Genomic DNA, 15,855 nt, shown 5'->3' with positions numbered 1-15,855 from the left:
TTTCCACTTCTACGCATCCTTTTGTTTGCCTGTTATTGCGGCCTTGTATTCACTTCAAATATCCATATTTTACCTTGTTTATCAATACCGTAATCAAACCCTAACTGGCCAATTCCGGGGTACTTGGCTTCAAGCACATTTGTCGATAATACGGTAAGCTCACGCATCTTCCGCTTCTTTTCCCCTACCTGTGCTGAAGATAGGGATCTGCTAATCCCGTCTGCTGCTGAAACCAATGTGCCGCCTCGGCATAAATTAGTTACGAACAGCCCTTTTCTAGCAATTCGCCCTACAATTGCACGATAGACCCAGCCGTTATCCGTCTTCACATATTTTACTCGGTAATCAATAGGCCTGCCGTCCACCGTTGCCAAATATATCCCTTTTTGAATAATATAAGCACGGCCTTTACGTTGATTGTTAAGCGATCCTACTAAAGCCGCAAAACTAGCGAATCGTTTCGTCTGCGAATAATAAGTATAGGTATACCCATCGCCGTATCGCGTAACCTTTATAACGCCGTGTCCGCCAGCACCGACTACTGGCTTAACAACAACCATTTGATGTGTATCCAACATGCTTCTGAGGTTATTGGCCGTAAATCTCCTAGTTGGAGGAATATGCGGTGCGATGCTGGAATGAGAGAGCAGTATTGCCGTCTTAGCCCATTTGCTAGCTAATTGCCTACCCTGATTATCACCCAATGAAATCTTTCCCCTTTCCTACCTCTTCATCCATAGCATATGACAGAACACTATCTGTCTCTTGGATGAATGACATAGGTTAGGAGCCTTTATTACCAAGCTTACCAACAATCGCTAGCCATTTGCCTCGTTTCGTATCCGTAGAACCTTTTACTGGACCAATATTCGTAATCCGTACTGGATTAATTCCACAAAATTGAAGTGTTGCTTTCTTCATTGCGCGATGCCCTGGCTGACCGTATACAAAGCGGTTGTACCATACTGGTGTATCCAGTGTAACGATCAAGCGAGCTGTTTTGCCAGACAACAGCTTATCCCAAAATATAGAGCCTTCACGATATTTAAAAGCGAAACCTGGCAGCAGCACCCGATCCAAAAAACCTTTGAGCAAAGCCGGCAGCGTCCCCCACCAAGTCGGATAAATAAAGACGAGATGATCCGCCCACTTCATCGATGCTTGAGCTTCTAGCAAATCCGGTTCAAGCTCTGTACGCTTCGCATAGCCGAAGGCAAGATTAGGATTAAAGCTTAGCTCATGCAGCTGTATGATTCGAACCTCAGCGCCCCCCTGCACCGCGCCGTCAGCATAAGCCTTTGCCAAAGAGCTGCAATAGCTGGTAGGGTTGGGATTTCCTTGAATGATAAGTATTTTTTTGTTTGAGCTCACTTTGGCTCCACCACCGTTTCAGTTAATAAAATAATTGCAAGAAATCTAATCATCGGTACTTATCCTTGTCGTGATTCTCTTTGACACTATTCAGAAGTTCCGTCTTGTAAAATGAGCAGCATAAATGTATAAAAATCTTCTTTCTCGAATGCACGAGCTGGTGATGAAAGCGTGTCGGCTAACATAATGTTCCGAACGCACATGCCGTATGAAAGCATTACGCCTTGCTCCGCTGCTTTACGCGCATCCACGGTTTGAGCAATGAGACCCTCTTTTTGTCCGCTTTCTATCCACTCTAGCAAGGTCGCTGTTGAACGCTCGTGAAATTGCTGCAGAACACTTGCAATACCTGGCTTATCCTTCTGACTAAGCAGATAAGTTAAGATTTGATTAGCTACACTATCCTTCTGCTGAAGCTGATCAAGCCCCTCAGTAATAGCAAGCAATGGAGCTGTAAGACTGCAGCTTTTCTCTATCGTAAGCAGGAAGGAATCATTAATGAGCTCCACTTGCGAAGACAATATAAGTCCAAAAAGCTCTTCTTTGCTTTTTACATAATGATAGATGGCACCTTTGGACAATCCGGTACTAAGCATAATTTGCTGCAATGTGGTATGTCGGCAGCCTTTTTCCTGAATGAGCTGCTCTGCTGTTTCCAACAATAATTTATAACTCGCATTTGCAGTGTAATCTACCATAAGCAGCCTCCTTTATTATTACTTGTTTATTATTAGTTGCAATCGACGATAACTTATTTAGATGGCCAGCAGACCGTCGGTCGGTTTGTTGATGTCTTTATAATACAGACCGCTGGTCGGTTTGTAAAGTGGTATTTTATTTTTTCTTTTCACAAAAAAAACCGGCAAGCAGCCCTTTATGGGTTGCTTGCCGGTTTTCTCTAATTTATTTGCCTGATTGTTTTTCGAGTGCTGCCTTAAGCTTATCTGCCAAGCTATTGGACATCGACGTATTATCGCTATACTGTTCAATCAGTTTCTGGTTTTGCTTGCGATTCACTTTGCCGCTTTGCTTATCGCCAAGCATTTCTATGACATTGCATGGTTTGCATTGTGCAAATTTCCCTGCTTTGCCGTCTTTAATCTCCATTTTCTTATGGCATTGCGGGCAGCGCTTATTGGAGAGCATTGTCTCTGCTGAACGGCGATAGCCGCACTCACGATCTGAGCAGACGAGCGATTTGCCTCGTTTTCCGTTAATTTCGAGCAACGGCTTCTCGCATTCAGGACAGCGTGAATGGGTCAAATTATGCGGTTTATATTCCTTCGTCTCAGCAATAACCTCAGAAACCCATTTCGCAGCCTGCTGTCTAACATTTTTCATAAAGGCAGCCGGGTCGCCTTTACCTTTCGCAATGCGCTCCAGCTCCTGCTCCCATTTTGCTGTTAAATCAGGACTTCTAAGCTCGTTTACTACGAGTTCAATCAGCTGCTTTCCTTTACCCGTTGGCATCAGCTTGTTTTGCGTCCGAGTTATCGTATCTGTTCCGAGCAGCTTTTCAATAATATCAGCTCTTGTTGCCGGTGTTCCAAGACTGTGCTTCTCCATGCGAGTAAGTAGTGTCGCTTCTGTATAGCGTGCTGGCGGCATTGTACGAAGCTCGCGTACCTTTTCCTGCTTCACAGGAAGCGATTGTCCGATGGATAGCGGCGGAAGCAGCTGAGCAGGCTGTCCGTCGGATTTCCCTTGACCTGAGCCCGCACCGTCGTCGTCATCCTCATCTTGAACGGAAGAATAAGCATCTGATTGATAAATTTCCTTCCAGCCCTTTTCTTTCTCGATCTTCCCTTTTGCGTATAACATATCCTTGCCTACAGCAAGCACGACACTCGTCTCATCGTAACGATAAGGTCCATAAAATAATGAAATAAACCGTTTTACGATTAAATCGTATAATCGGCGCTCATCATTGCTTAGAGCAGACAAGTTTACGAATTGTTCTGTAGGAATAATAGCATGATGATCTGTTACTTTACTGTCGTCCACAATTCGCTTCGTTATCGGAAGCTGCATTCTGACAAGCTTGCGAGCCAGCTGTGTGTAGGGGCCAACAGCGATACTCTCTAAACGTCCCTTTAAGGTAGGAACCATATCGCTCGACAAATATCTGGAATCTGTACGCGGATACGTAACCAGCTTATGCTGCTCGTAAAGCTTCTGAAGCACGTTGGACGTTTGTTTGGCCGAGAAGCCCAGACGTTTATTTGCATCCCGCTGCAGCTCCGTAAGGTCATAGGCCTGAGGATGCGGCTCCGATTTCTCCAAGGTGCGAAGCTTGCTTACCTTTGCAGTTCCCTGCTTAATACGAGCGGCGATCGCATCAGCATCAGCACGGCTCCATACTCTTCCATCATGTGCATCCTGCTCCCGCCAATGCGCAGAGAATGAGCCAAAATCAGCGGACACATTCCAATATGGCTGCGATTGAAACGATTGTATTTCTTGTTCCCGCTCCATCAGCATGGCAAGCGTTGGCGTTTGCACGCGTCCAGCTGCTAGCTGTGCGTTGTATTTGGTCGTTAATGCTCTCGTCACGTTTAATCCAATCAACCAATCCGCTTCTGCTCGGCAAACGGCCGAAGCATACAAATTGTTATAGTCCTTGCCTGGCTTCAAGGTGTTGAAGCCGTCCTTTATCGCTTTGTCCGTCTGAGATGAAATCCAAAGACGCTTAAACGGCTTACGCCAATGAACAAGCTCCATAATCCAACGAGCGACTAACTCGCCTTCTCGGCCAGCATCCGTAGCGATGATAAGCTCACTAATATCTTGCCGTTTACAAAGCTGAGCTACTGTACGATATTGCTGTGATGTTTCCTTCATAATTTTTAAATTCATTTTTGGCGGAAGCAGCGGCAAATCTTCCAAATTCCAAGTTTTATATTTCGGATCGTAATCCTCAGGTTCAGCCAGTGTCACCAAATGACCCAGCGCCCAAGTTACAACATATTTAGGGCCTTCCATGTAGCCTTTATGTTTCTGTCCGCAGCCGAGTACACGGGCTATCTCCTTCGCCACACTCGGTTTTTCTGCCAGTACAAGCGATTTCATTCGGATTATTCGCTCCATTCCATTTAGATGCCTCATTCGCATCAATCATTATGACGAAACGATACCATAGGCTCGCAGCCTGCGCAACGCCTGCAGCCTTAACCCACAGCATGCTGTAAAACGTTTATGCATCGATTTCGCATCCTTCCTATCGTATTGAAACACTTGGCGATTAGCAATCTATTCCTGCTATTCTTGTGAATTTTACTGCTATATTCTCGGTGTGATATAGTAGGTTCAGCTTATAAGAAAGCAGATTAAGAGCTAGGGAGCGTTGATGGATGAAGCTGCGTGTTGTTGCTATTGTTTTTGGTGTTTTGCTCTTATACAGCGGCATTTCCTTCTATATTGGCTGGAATGGGTGGCTGTTGTTATCTCATTTATTTCATTTCGAAAATGCGACAGTGTATACGATCATTGCTAGTATCATTGCATTTTCGTACATTATCGGCCGGCTCGCTTACCGTGCGCCTTTTAAACCGGTTGCCGAGGTATTGAAGCTGATTGGTTCCTACTGGTTTGCCGTATTGGAATACGCCGTAATCATCTTGCCACCTGCCAATGTTGTTGCCCTTATCTTAAAAGCAGCTGGCGCTGAAAAATCAATCTATATTGTCGGTGTAGGCGGACTGACCTTGCTTATTATGGCTGTACTCCTTATCCGCGGTTCATGGAATGCATGGAGCCCAATTGTTCGAACCTATCACGTTCAAGTGCCAAAACCTGCTGGAAAATTGAAGAAGCTGCGCATCGCCATGGCTTCTGATCTTCATTTGGGAACAATCGTAGGCAATCGGCATTTAGTTAGGCTGGTGAGCAAGGTTAAAGAAATTAAGCCAGATCTCATCTTGCTTCCTGGCGATATTCTTGATGATGATATTGAGCCTTTTCTTCGCAAAAACATGTCAACTGAACTTGGCAAGCTCAAAGCGCCACTAGGCGTTTACGCCGTAACTGGAAATCATGAATACATTGGCCGAAAAGTGCCGGAATTTATTGCGGCAATGGATGCAATCGGCATTCGTGTACTTATGGACGAGACGGCGCTCATTGCTGACAGCTTCTATGTCATCGGTCGTAAAGATAAGGCGGCTGCGGGATTCAGCGGCAAGGGAAGACTCCCTATACAGGATCTGATTGCTCCTCTAGATCAATCTAGGCCGCTAATCATGCTCGATCATCAGCCTTCCGACATCGCAAGCGCAGCAGATAACGGCATCGATATCTCCGTATCCGGCCACACCCATCGCGGCCAGATGATGCCTAATCATCTGATTACGAGAAAGCTGTTTGAGCTCGATTGGGGTTATTTAAAAAAAGGCGGACTGCATGCCATCGTATCATCAGGCTTCGGAACTTGGGGGCCGCCGGTACGAATTGGCAGCCGGTCTGAGGTCATTCATATCGAGGTAGAATTCACAACCGTTTAAAAGGTTAACGAAAATAGCGGCAGCAATGATGTAAACCACTCTCATTTCCGGCTAACCAGCCTATGACGAGGGTATACACACAATTGCTGCCGCTATTTTTATATCTTTATTGTAGACTCCGAGTTGCAGCTTTGGCGGTGTGAATCCGCTAATTAACGATTAATCTACATCAGCTATGCGCCATTCAGCACCTTTTTCCTTGCTCTTATGGAACACATACACTGAGCTTCCACCGCTGTCTTCATTGTTCCTGATCTCCGAAACTTGAACGACAGCCTCAAACAACGACTTTTGCTCTTTAATAGCTATTGGTTGTTCGACCTTTATGCTTGTAATTGTGAATCCGGTAATGCCACTTGAATCTTCGCGTGACTTGCGTGCACTTTCCGTGTACAAGTTTAAAAAATCATCCCATTTTTTCTCATGCATATACTTTATTCGCAAATTAATTAGCTCGATAAGCGGCTTCTCTTCTTCCGTGAAAGCTGAGCTTTCCAAATACGCTGGCTCGAGTACTTCGTTATTCGGCGACTCAGACGACTGCATAGGAATGGGAGTGGAAGACTCGATTATAGGTGATGGCGACATGCTCTGTGTATTCTGCTGTTCTCCGTCTACTTGCTCGTCTGCTCCTTCTTTGCCAGAACCACTCACCGAATACGCATCTTCCAGCAAAGTCCAAATCTTCTTCGTGGATGATTTCCCTAATCGATAAAGCGTTCCAGTATCACCTGGCTTCATGAAATTCCCATGCTCGCTGCTCTTCGATATCCAAAGCAGGTAACGCGAGTCCCCTAAGATTACAGAATAGGGTGGTGCCGCGATATCGACCTTTCCCTTCATCTGCTTACCAAATCGGAATGCATATTCGAATGCTCGAATCGACTCTCGATCCTCCCACACCACTTGCGAGGTCGGCTCTGCCTGCTCGAAATCAAGCATGCGCTGGACGGTAACCTGATTCTCGTTTACCCGAAACAAAAACATCAAAATTGCAGCAGCCACAACTACGACGCCAATCAGAATGATGTAGCCACGCTTCAAATGCACACTTCCTTTCTCCAAAAAAATTCAACCATTGCTACCTGTTACTTCGTGTCCGATATAATAAATAGATAAATCGAGTGCGATAACCATTAAGACGAAGGTTCATGGTAAAAGGTTCCATACATAGGTCCAGGTTGTGTCATAAACTGTTCCGGTCAACCAAATATAGGAGTATCTGGAATAATAGGCAGGGCTAAACACAAGCATAAATGTCGTCATCGCCGACAACAAGGAAGCCACACCTATGCCGACTAATACGAGGCGAAAGGGATTTACACCTTTTTTCCAAGCAATTAAATAAATCATCATTCGGCAAATGATCATGGCCGAGCAGGACGCAAGAAAAAAGCTTGCTTCGGTTACAAAACAAGGAAAATGGGTAATCATAAGACTGCTGCCAAATAATTGCCGCCTTTATGGAAATAGTGAACATACCTTTACGGAGTTATTTTACGATCGCTTGCAGTTCCAATGTGATGAGCGCATCACGCATCCCATTTACAAAAACAATGCGCTTGAGCACATTATCCCGATTCTAGAGAATGGGACCCTTGGGGCCCCATTGGGCGTGAATATATGATTCGTGAGATGAAACGTTATTTCATCAAAAACGCTACTAATGCATATTGACAAATAATTATTTTTGTGGTATAATATAATATTTTACTATTTACATACATTTTAACTACTGGTACGATGTTACTTGAAATGAGCAACTCACCTGCAGCAAAAACTTCTAAACAGTAGCGGAGGGTTAAAATGAACATTGCAAGCGGAGTTAATATGATGCCGATATCAGCGGTCATGATGGGTCGAATGGAAACAATTTATCCCACTTTAATTTGGGATAACGACACCGTGATCTTAGTGGATACTGGCTATCCGGGGCAGCTGCCATTAATAAAGGAGCAAATGGAGCGTGCTGGACTTGCGTTTGAGCGTCTTAACAAAATCATTATTACCCATCAAGACCTTGACCACATTGGAAGCTTGCCTGCGATTTTGCAGGAATTGCCTCATAAGGCGGAGGTGCTTGCGGACAAAGTAGAGGCTCCTTACATTCAAGGTGAAGCACATTTGCTCAAAGTTACACCAGAATCGATTGAGCAAGCTGTCCAAGCCTTGCCGGCAGAGGTGCCTGAGGAATGGCGAGCCGCATTCAGGAAGACGCTTGAAAATCCGCCTAAAGCGAATGTCGATGTTATCATTACGGATGGGCAACAATTGCCGTATTGCGGAGGAATTATCGTCATTGGCACACCTGGGCATACGCCCGGACATCTTAGCCTTTATCATACTGCTAGCAAAACGTTAATTGCAGCTGATGCTCTAATCGTTGAAAACGACCAGCTGCTAGGACCGACCCCACATTATTGTCTCGATCCGGATACCGCAAAAAAATCCATCAAAAAATTAACGCAATACGACATAAACACAGTCATCTGCTACCATGGCGGGTTATATTCTGATCATGTGAATGAGCGAATTTTAGAGCTCGCTGCCGAATAGCGAATAAGGGAGCTGCCAACGCAATCGACGTTGACAGCTCCCTTTTATATATTCCTACAATCCGCCAGCCAGCGCTTTTTTCAAAAACTGTCCTGTATAGGAAGCAGCAATAGACGCTACTTGCTCTGGCGTTCCTGCTGCGACAAGATTGCCGCCTGCTGCACCTCCCTCGGGCCCTATATCGATGACCCAATCGGATTCCCGGATAATTTCCAAGCTATGCTCAACCAGAATGACCGTATTGCCGGCATCCACTAATTTATTGAGTAGAGCAAGCAGCTGTTCAACGTCCGCTAGATGCAAGCCCGTTGTTGGCTCATCCAGCAAATAAAGGGTATGTTTGTTCGATCTCTTGTTCAGCTCCTTCGCCAGCTTAATTCGCTGACCTTCTCCGCCGGACAACGTTTTTACCGACTGTCCCCATTGCAGATAACCTAACCCTACTTCACACAGCAGCTCGGTCATGCTCGCAATTTTTGCTTTATTTTTAAACACAGCTCGGCTCTCTTCAACCGTCATATTAAGCAAATCCGATATCGAATAACCCTCGTAAGTGACTCTCAATACTTCATCTTTGAATCGTTTTCCTTTGCAAGCCGTGCAGCGAATTTCAAGATTAGGGAGAAAACTCATGTCTACCGATAATACGCCAAGTCCTTGGCAAGTCTCGCAGCGTCCCCCTGGTGTATTGAATGAAAAATGCTTCGAGGTAAGCTGATTGCGCTTCGCTTCTGGCAGCCCTGCATATAAATTTCGCAGCTGTGTAAATACTTCTGTATAAGTCGCAATATTTGAGCGCTGCATACGACCTAATGGTGACTGATCGACCGTAATTTGATTTCCGATATGCTCAAAGCCCGCAATGCTGTCGCAGCCCGCAATACGTCGTTTCCCCTGCCCTCCCTCCGCAAGCAAATCAAATAACAAGGTAGATTTGCCTGAGCCAGACACTCCCGTCACCGAGATGAGACAGCCAAGCGGAAAAGCAACATCAAACCCTTTCAAATTACGAGCATGTGCATGGACAATCGACAGCTGTTTACCGTCGCCTGACCTTCTTGTCCGTACCGCCGCTGGCAAGCTTTCCTGACGCAAATAGGTACCTGTAACGGAACTCTCACTTGCGATCAGCTCCTCCAAGCTGCCTTCGCCAACGACCGTCCCACCTAAATATCCTGCTCCTGGACCGATATCGATAATATGATCTGCAGCTCTCATGACCTCAATATCATGCTCAATAACGAGTACCGTGTTGCCCAAATCACGCAGCTGCATGAGAACGCGAAGCAAACCTGCTGTATCGCGTGGATGTAGACCTGTTGTTGGCTCATCCAATATATAGAGCACACCAGTAAGTCCAGACCCAAGGAGTGACGCTAATCGCAGACGCTGAGCTTCCCCGCCTGACAGGGAAACGGTCTGTCGGTCCAGAGATAAATAACTAAGGCCAACATCGATGATTCTCTCCAAACGTATCGGCATATCGGTCATGACAGGCGCAAGCAGCGGCCGTCCCTGAGGAGGCACAGCATCCTGAAGCTGCTTGGTCCAAGTAAGCAAATCCTCCAATGACCAAGTGGATACTTCTGATATCGAAGCCCCTGCCACTAAAGCTGACCGGCTTTCTTTTTTTAGACGCATGCCCTTGCAATCCGTACACCCATCTTGCTTAAAATAATCGTTTTCCTTTTCTGCTGCCCCTTGCTCGCTTTCCTTCTCTTTATACCTTCTCCACATTCCAGTTACAATGCCTTCAAACTTGCCTTTTCCGACTGTTTTTGGCGGCGCTGCAAGAGGAAAATGCCTCATGAATGCATCGCTCTCCACGCCGTAATAAAGCAGATCACGCTGGATTTCCGTATAATCCTTTAATGGCAGGTCGAGATCAAATGTAAATCCATAATGGTCTCCTGCACCCTTTAAAATGACAGCATAATATTCGAGTTGTACTTCGTACAGGCAAGTCACACAGCCGCCGCGGAAACTCAGCTCTTGATTGAATACCGCTTCTAAGTCAAGCGTGGCAACATGTCCTAACCCACTGCAGGTTTCGCAGGCTCCCTCCGGCTTATTGAAAGAAAAATGAGCCATTCCGAGCTTCTCATGTTCCTTATTGCAGCCCAGGCATACGATCGTCTGGCGTCCCTCCTCTTCCTCTGCAGCTGCGATATCATTCTCTTCATCGAATACAGGCGGTATAGTTGTACCGCAGCTGCTGCATACACGGCTGCTAAGCCTGGAGTAGACAAAACGCAAATACGTATAAATATCTGTAACCGTACCAACCGTAGAACGCGGATTGCGATTGGTGACGTGCTGACCGATGCTGATGGAAGGAGAAAGTCCAGCTATCGATTCCACCTTCGGCTTGCTTATGGAATCCGATACCATCCCCATTGACTCCATATACTGCCTCTGACATTCCCTTTGCAGCGTGTCCATGGCAAGCGTTGATTTGCCGGAGCCTGAGGGCCCTGTCAACACAACCAATTTGTATTTGGGGATTGAGAGTGAAATGTTTTTCAAGTTATTTTCGCGTGCACCTGTAATGACTATCGTATCGTTCATGCATGTCCTCCTCATTGACAATAAATTTTTGGGGTAAGCAACGCTTCGCCTATTTAGAGCGCTTTTCCAGCATTTATTCCAGCATACTACATTGATGCAAGTGTGAAGGTTACGCAAATAAACACCCTATTTAAACCTGTTTCGTTGACAAAAAGGTTCCCATGGTTGTTTAATGTTTTTAGAAAATGTTCGGAGGTGTTTTTTGTGATTATTCGACCGATTGATATTGCCAGGAGATTAAATATTAGTACTAACGCGTTGAGGCACTACGAGGATTGGGGCATCATTCCACCGGTTGAACGAGGGACAAACGGTTATCGCATATATACAGCAGAACACGTCGCTTACTTTGAGTGCATAAGAGCGATGAATGAAGGTTTTGGAATGACGCTTACCAAAGAAGTGATGATTAAACTGATCCAAGGCGAGATTGATGAGGCGTTATGGCTTGTAAACCGTGCACAGGCAGAGCTTCACCGTGACAAAACGATCGCCGATAAAACGATTCTTGCGCTGGAGACAGATGAGATTCATTTGCTGCATAGAGCAAGGAAAAGAAAAGGGATGACCATTGGGGAAGTATCCGAGGCAACAACCATACCAAGCTCCGCTATTCGTCACTGGGAGAAGATGGGTCTCCTTATTGTTAATCGCAACAAGGAAAATGGCTACCGCATCTTCAGTCCAGCAAACCTGCGTCAAATCTTAATTATTCGCACCTTCAAGGCGGCGGTATGGTCGCTTGAGATCATTCAGCAGGTGCTGAAAGAGGTTAACGATAACCAGGTAGAAAATGCGATAAAAATAGCGCGTGAATCGATGCAATTTCTAAATCGAGTCAATAGAAACCAACTGCTCGGAGCCCATTCTTTGTATAAGCTTCTACTCGCCATCGAACAAAAGCATTAATCATTAGCCCAGATCGCTGAGATAGGAAGCTGCATTTGATCGAAGTAGATCGATTAAATCTTCGTTCATGTATTCGAATTCATCTGGTATATGAAGACAGATTAGCTGCTTGCCCGAAAGCTCATGGCCAAACTTGCTTTGCAGCCTTCGAATATGTTTTTTCTCCATTGCAAAAATATAATCAGCCCAGCCAATATGACCTGCTGTCACCTTAATCCGGGCATTCTCTTCCGTACCAGCGAACCTCACCTCATGGCCGCCAACACCTTGAAAAATCGTTTCCGCAGTCAAGCTTCGCCACTTGTTTCTGCTGCATACAAACAATAGATTTATCGAGAACACACTCCTCATTCATTTTTAATTTTATTATTCAACCAGTTCAAGCAAATTACTCAGTTCATGATATAACTCCAGCTCCGACAATACGCGCTTGCAGCGTCTGAGCATCCGTCTGTCTTCCAAAATTAATTTCTTGTGCTGCGCATCACGAAGGAAAGCAAGCTTTCTCTCCGGGGTTGCCTCTTCAACCATTGCATCGAGCGCCCGCCTATCATCCCAATCAATAGAGAGCGGCCCTTCAGCGATATAATCAACCTGACCCAAAAGCGGTGCAACACCAATCGAATCCAGCGTTTGCATGCAAATCGCTTGCGCCCTTTCCTCACGTACACTTTGTATATACTGTTCCAAGTCAGTAATTTCACGCAGTCCAAAAAGCTCTTTCAGCCTTTGCAGCGCCGCTGAATGCTCATCCGCCAAGCTTTCATTTTTCTGCTCTCGCATCTTTTTAAAGAAATCATCAAATGTCGCAGGGTTATTATACAGTAGACTTCTATCCGTAATAATAAGACGAAGGAAATCCGTAATATTTTTGGAAACAAGCCATATTTCCGAGTCAAAATCCATTGGCGATACGACAGCTATATAAGCTTGCTCCAAATCTTTGACAGCTCCGAAATCCGTTACAAAACAATAATGAATGCCATCACAACCAGAGCTGGCGAAAGGAATAAAATCGGGCGGCGTACATGGATAGCGGAAGTCATATTTTTGCATGATAAGCCCCAGCTCTAGATCCATTGCTCTTCCGAGTTCAGTCTCCAGCTCGTACAGCTGATTAATCGCCTGCGGCACCTCATAGTTGCCATATTGCCGATGAATACGCGGCTTATCCCATTTTTGTTCAGTTTCGATGATAGGCCCAAACGATGTTTTCGATGGCAAATTTGCCCTATCGATGCTGGCATAAGCTTGAATGATATCCGGTACGTATTCACGAGTCAGTTTATGGCCGGACAGAATTTGGTACAGCTGCGTAAGGTCATCTTCTTCCCACGCCGACAAGCTCTCCAACGATATGCCGCCCTTATGACCGGATAAACGCAGAATAATCGCATCAAACTGTGCGCGGTTATCCTCCTTTACGAACGCATATTCTTCCAAAATGAAAGCAATCATTGATTGTTTATCCATGCTCAGCTCCATCTCCCTATCGTAAATCCGATTCAGTATTTTAGGCATTTAATGCTAATTATACCAAATGAATCAGCTGAAAAACTACATATTCATCCTAGTCCAGCTCTCGATATTGGAAATAGCAGCGATTGAAAGCTTGTTCTCGTCCTCTTTTAAACGCAGCTCAAGCTTTGTTTCATAGAGATCGAGCTCAAATAATTGCTCAATATGATAAACTCCTTTTGGCAGATTCGAGCTGTATACAGCCATGGCAACCGCAATTGCCGTTTGTGCTGTAATTTCAGCCTCCTCTGTACCCTGCAGCCCATATTCGATTAACGTCTCTGCTCCTGATTTAACACCGTAACCTGTCATTTTTACCGCGTAACAAGCAGAACCGACTCGAAGCTTACCAAGCAATTGAATCACCAAACTTCTCATCGGTTTTAATCGCAGCAGACGATCGAATCCTAATCCCTTAAAGAGTGCTATCGTGCTGGTGACGATCCGCGAATCAAAGCATAACCTCGTAGATACTGATGGTACGCCTAATGTATGAGGTAGTGTTTCTTGGTCGGAAAAAGGGAAGCGATAGGCTGTTCGGACTTTTAAATCAGCGCCAAAATCTGTTTTAAGCCCTTCCGTAAAGCTGCTGACTCTTCGTGCGCTGCCTGATTCCGTAATATGAAATGACCGTGAGAGACTATCGACTGTCCATTCGATAGCTGCTTTGCCATGCGCGTCTCCAAGACCCAGCATAATGCCGATATCAATCCGTTGCACTTCATCCATCGACTGCACGGCCTTAAGCGCCAGCAGATTCGTCAGGCCTGGCGCCAGCCCGACGCTTAATACAGCGGTACCTTGCTGATCGTTCACGCTTTTATTCAATTGCTCCATCGCTGCAAAAAAAGCACCATTTGCCGATACGTCTACATAGTCCGCGCCAGCGAGCAAACAAGCTTCCGCAAAGGCAGTATCCATCTGATCCAAACACATCACAACAAGCTTTACTCGTTCAAGCTGGTGTTCCTTAAGCGGTTCTTCCACTGAAATCCGAAGCGGCTTTACCTTCCCGCCACCGCTCTGGCAAAATTGTTCCGCTCGCGCTAGACTTCTGCCTGCCGCATACACGTTGCCTGGATAATGAATCGCAAGCTGATTGCATATTTTCCCGCCCACATGGCCGTAACCTCCTACTACAATGATGTCTGTTTTCATAGCTGTCCCCTTATCCTCTCTTAAATCAACATAGCCGTCTAATATATAAGCAGCAGCAAAGCTGTTCATCGTCCCATCCATTATGTAAAATGAATTAAGAATTATTCTCAATTATAGTGGAGATAAAATAAACAACCATCCCATAAATGTGGGATTCCGAATACAGAAATGAAGGAGACTGTGTATGTCTTTAACCATAGATAAGGTCAAACAGCGATTAAATAAGTTGTCTGTTGCCTCAATAACATCACAGGCTTATCGCGAAGCGGCCTTATCCATCATCAGAGAAGCCGTGCCTTATGCTGGAGCCTGCTGTACTTCTGTTGATCCGATGACTCTGCTCTCAATCGGGGCGACAACAGATGAGGCTGTGGAAGCGATTCATCATCAATTATTTGAATATGAATATTTGCATGAGGATTACAACAGCTATGAGCAGTTAGCCCAAGCAGAAATGGCAGCAGCCTCCTTAAGCGAAGCCACTGAGGGCTACTTGGGGCGAAGCGGTCGTTACCACGAGGTTCTGCTGCCTGCTGGATTCGGAGACGAGCTGCGTGCAGCTTTGCTTTATGAGGGTTCATGCTGGGGATATTTGACGTTGTTCCGTAAGTCAGGAGAGCCTTTTTTCCTTGAGTCGGAAATTTTGCTTATCGTCGCTGTCGCTCCGATTTTAGCCAAAGCATTAAAAAAATACGCTTTGGAGCTTCCGTCGACCGATGGTGTTGCAGGCTTAGAGGAGCCTGGCTTCTTGGTGCTGTCCGAGCAGCTTCAATTCAATTCCTCCAATGATGCTGCCCGCCGCTGGCTTTCCGCCTTAAGAGGCTTAGAGCAAATAGAAGGCGATACACTGCCAAGACCAATCAGAGCTGTTTGCTCTCGGGCGCTGGCGAAGTCAGCCTTTTCATCGGATGAAACAAAGTCAGCAAAAGTATGTATTCGGATGCCGAGCGGTCATTATTTATCCTTGCTTGCGAGCAGGCTGAATGGGACAAATGGTTTGACCCAGCTTGCGGTATTTATCGAGCCAGCTAAATCATCCGATATTGTTCCGCTTATATCAGAGGCATACGCCCTTTCTTCTCGCGAGAAGGAGGTTATAGAGCGGATCATCAAAGCATTTTCAACTAAAGAAATTGCTAAGTCTCTTCATATTTCTGCCTATACCGTTCAAGACCATTTAAAGTCGATTTTCACCAAAACCGGCGTAAACAGCCGGCGTGAGCTTTTATGGGAACTGTTTTCCCGTCATAACTAATAACCAGAGGTTGATGTCATC

The 15,855-nt window shown here is 45.6% G+C and carries 14 protein-coding genes; 4 read left to right on the top strand and 10 right to left on the bottom strand.

The features are described 5' to 3' along the window. Positions 1-32: 32 nt before the first annotated feature. From AC1DOV_RS12335 to AC1DOV_RS12320, 4 genes are all read right to left on the bottom strand, one after another. Positions 33-704: a YheC/YheD family protein gene (locus tag AC1DOV_RS12335; protein WP_477527487.1), complete on the bottom strand. Its 672-nt coding sequence runs from the start codon at positions 702-704 to the stop codon at positions 33-35. 79 nt (positions 705-783) lie between these two features. After that, entirely contained in the window at positions 784-1,371 is a 588-nt protein-coding gene (locus AC1DOV_RS12330; protein WP_441876732.1) for an NAD(P)H-dependent oxidoreductase, read from the bottom strand. Positions 1,372-1,457: 86 nt separating this feature from the next. Further along, a complete protein-coding gene (locus AC1DOV_RS12325) occupies positions 1,458-2,069 on the bottom strand; it encodes a TetR/AcrR family transcriptional regulator (RefSeq protein WP_477509011.1) in 612 nt (203 codons plus the stop codon). A 205-nt stretch (positions 2,070-2,274) separates the two neighbouring features. Next, on the bottom strand, positions 2,275-4,440 hold the full coding sequence (locus tag AC1DOV_RS12320; protein ID WP_477550225.1) for a DNA topoisomerase III: 2,166 nt from the start codon (positions 4,438-4,440) through the stop codon (positions 2,275-2,277). A gap of 281 nt (positions 4,441-4,721) precedes the next feature. On the opposite strand from AC1DOV_RS12320, the gene AC1DOV_RS12315 reads away from it, so the two are divergent. Further along, entirely contained in the window at positions 4,722-5,870 is a 1,149-nt protein-coding gene (locus AC1DOV_RS12315; protein ID WP_477550088.1) for a metallophosphoesterase, read from the top strand. 159 nt (positions 5,871-6,029) lie between these two features. Here the strand turns inward: AC1DOV_RS12315 and AC1DOV_RS12310 are convergent, their stop codons facing one another. Continuing rightward, positions 6,030-6,920 (bottom strand): YhfM domain-containing protein, encoded by an 891-nt coding sequence (locus tag AC1DOV_RS12310; RefSeq protein WP_477527490.1) that lies wholly within the window; start codon positions 6,918-6,920, stop codon positions 6,030-6,032. Positions 6,921-7,019: 99 nt separating this feature from the next. Continuing rightward, positions 7,020-7,304 (bottom strand): iron chelate uptake ABC transporter family permease subunit, encoded by a 285-nt coding sequence (locus AC1DOV_RS12305; protein WP_477509014.1) that lies wholly within the window; start codon positions 7,302-7,304, stop codon positions 7,020-7,022. A 372-nt stretch (positions 7,305-7,676) separates the two neighbouring features. Between AC1DOV_RS12305 and AC1DOV_RS12300 the strand changes: the two genes are divergently transcribed. Beyond that, positions 7,677-8,426, top strand: a complete 750-nt coding sequence (locus AC1DOV_RS12300; protein WP_477509015.1) for an MBL fold metallo-hydrolase — start codon at positions 7,677-7,679, stop codon at positions 8,424-8,426. Positions 8,427-8,480: 54 nt separating this feature from the next. On the opposite strand, the gene uvrA is transcribed toward AC1DOV_RS12300, so the two are convergent. Further along, positions 8,481-10,994: an excinuclease ABC subunit UvrA gene (gene uvrA, locus AC1DOV_RS12295; protein WP_477550087.1), complete on the bottom strand. Its 2,514-nt coding sequence runs from the start codon at positions 10,992-10,994 to the stop codon at positions 8,481-8,483. A 204-nt stretch (positions 10,995-11,198) separates the two neighbouring features. Between uvrA and AC1DOV_RS12290 the strand changes: the two genes are divergently transcribed. After that, entirely contained in the window at positions 11,199-11,903 is a 705-nt protein-coding gene (locus AC1DOV_RS12290) for a MerR family transcriptional regulator (RefSeq protein WP_477509017.1), read from the top strand. 3 nt (positions 11,904-11,906) lie between these two features. Here AC1DOV_RS12290 and AC1DOV_RS12285 read toward each other — a convergent pair whose 3' ends face one another. The 3 genes from AC1DOV_RS12285 to AC1DOV_RS12275 all read right to left on the bottom strand — a co-directional run bounded on the left by AC1DOV_RS12285 (position 11,907) and on the right by AC1DOV_RS12275 (position 14,648). Beyond that, a complete protein-coding gene (locus AC1DOV_RS12285; RefSeq protein WP_477550224.1) occupies positions 11,907-12,236 on the bottom strand; it encodes a low molecular weight protein tyrosine phosphatase family protein in 330 nt (109 codons plus the stop codon). A 33-nt stretch (positions 12,237-12,269) separates the two neighbouring features. Then, on the bottom strand, positions 12,270-13,376 hold the full coding sequence (locus AC1DOV_RS12280; RefSeq protein WP_477550086.1) for a hypothetical protein: 1,107 nt from the start codon (positions 13,374-13,376) through the stop codon (positions 12,270-12,272). Between the two features lie 84 nt (positions 13,377-13,460). Then, positions 13,461-14,648: a saccharopine dehydrogenase family protein gene (locus AC1DOV_RS12275; protein WP_477550085.1), complete on the bottom strand. Its 1,188-nt coding sequence runs from the start codon at positions 14,646-14,648 to the stop codon at positions 13,461-13,463. Positions 14,649-14,763: 115 nt separating this feature from the next. On the opposite strand from AC1DOV_RS12275, the gene AC1DOV_RS12270 reads away from it, so the two are divergent. Beyond that, on the top strand, positions 14,764-15,834 hold the full coding sequence (locus AC1DOV_RS12270) for a response regulator transcription factor (protein ID WP_477550084.1): 1,071 nt from the start codon (positions 14,764-14,766) through the stop codon (positions 15,832-15,834). The last annotated feature ends 21 nt before the right edge of the window (positions 15,835-15,855 follow it).

Source organism: Paenibacillus sp. 01T47 (genome assembly GCF_056398245.1).
Note: the sequence above shows the minus strand (reverse complement) of the source record. Positions and strands in the feature narration are given on the sequence as shown.

Excerpts from the sequence above, each read along its gene's own strand:
- AC1DOV_RS12325 (WP_477509011.1), bottom strand. The coding sequence starts at position 2,069 with ATGGTAGATTACACTGCAAATGCGAGTTATAAATTATTGTTGGAAACA.
- AC1DOV_RS12320 (WP_477550225.1), bottom strand. The coding sequence starts at position 4,440 with ATGAAATCGCTTGTACTGGCAGAAAAACCGAGTGTGGCGAAGGAGATA.
- AC1DOV_RS12315 (WP_477550088.1), top strand. The coding sequence starts at position 4,722 with ATGAAGCTGCGTGTTGTTGCTATTGTTTTTGGTGTTTTGCTCTTATAC.
- AC1DOV_RS12305 (WP_477509014.1), bottom strand. The coding sequence starts at position 7,304 with ATGATTACCCATTTTCCTTGTTTTGTAACCGAAGCAAGCTTTTTTCTT.
- AC1DOV_RS12300 (WP_477509015.1), top strand. The coding sequence starts at position 7,677 with ATGAACATTGCAAGCGGAGTTAATATGATGCCGATATCAGCGGTCATG.
- uvrA (WP_477550087.1), bottom strand. The coding sequence starts at position 10,994 with ATGAACGATACGATAGTCATTACAGGTGCACGCGAAAATAACTTGAAA.
- AC1DOV_RS12280 (WP_477550086.1), bottom strand. The coding sequence starts at position 13,376 with ATGGATAAACAATCAATGATTGCTTTCATTTTGGAAGAATATGCGTTC.
- AC1DOV_RS12275 (WP_477550085.1), bottom strand. The coding sequence starts at position 14,648 with ATGAACAGCTTTGCTGCTGCTTATATATTAGACGGCTATGTTGATTTA.
- AC1DOV_RS12270 (WP_477550084.1), top strand. The coding sequence starts at position 14,764 with ATGTCTTTAACCATAGATAAGGTCAAACAGCGATTAAATAAGTTGTCT.